Here is a 951-nt window from a genome sequence, read left to right on the forward strand (position 1 = left end):
GGCGACTACCTGATCGGCGAGAAGATCATGGTGGGCGGCGGGGCCTTGCGCAGCATGGTCAAGCCCAGCGCCGACGGTGCATCGGCGGACTGCTGGTACTCGGGCGTGGGCAATCTCAACGTGCACTACAGCTCGGGCGTGACCAACCACTTCTTCTTCCTGCTCGCCGAAGGCACCAACAGTGCCTACGGCAACAGCCCGACCTGCGTGACCGGCAACACCCGCGTCGCCACCGGCGCGGGCTCGCTGACGGGCATCGGCCGGGACAAGGCCGCCAAGATCTGGTACCGGGCGCTGACGACGAAATTCACTTCGTCCACCAACTACGCCGGCGCACGCAGTGGCACCATCGCCGCCGCCAATGAGCTCTACGGGACTGGCAGCGCCGAGGCGAATGCCGTGGCCTCTGCCTGGAGCGCTGTCGGCAGGAACTGAGCCGAGCGGGCTCAATCGGGGGCGTCTTCGGACGCCCCTTTTTTCTGGGCGTAGCTGGCCTTGCGGCCGCGTGCCGGGTACCAGACCTCACGTTCCACCCAGTGCGCCAACCGCCCGGCGCGATCCCCGCGCTGCTCGCGCAGCCAGGTCAGGACGACCTCATCGAGCACATAGCTACCGTCGCGTTGCTCGCGCACCGACTGTGGATGGCGACGCCGCAGCGATGCGGCCGGCATCGGCGCACCCAGGGCCATCGACAAATCCTCCAGCGCGATCCAGCGGTGGCGCTCGATGTCATCGTCCAGCACACGAATGCGGTGGCCCTTGAACGCGTAGTAGCGCCCCTGCACGGGCCGGAAGGCCAGTGCCTTCAGGCCCCGCCCGACCGTTTCGCCCAGGGCAACAAGATCGGACGCGAAGGCACGGCCCCACAGCATCAGCGCCACCAGCATGCCGGCCCAGCCGCTCGCCCACCACAGCAGCGCCGTTGCGGCGCCGCACACGGCCAGCTTGAAC

2 protein-coding genes are annotated in these 951 nt (G+C 68.5%); one reads left to right on the forward strand and one right to left on the reverse strand.

The features are described 5' to 3' along the window. Positions 1-435, forward strand: a 435-nt coding sequence (locus ACXJKR_RS33550; protein WP_457326541.1) for a M4 family metallopeptidase, incomplete at its 5' end; no start/stop codon positions are given. An 11-nt stretch (positions 436-446) separates the two neighbouring features. Here ACXJKR_RS33550 and ACXJKR_RS33555 read toward each other — a convergent pair. Further along, the coding region (locus tag ACXJKR_RS33555; RefSeq protein WP_457326542.1) for a hypothetical protein at positions 447-951 on the reverse strand (505 nt) is incomplete at its 5' end.

Source organism: Roseateles sp. P5_E11 (assembly GCF_054049355.1).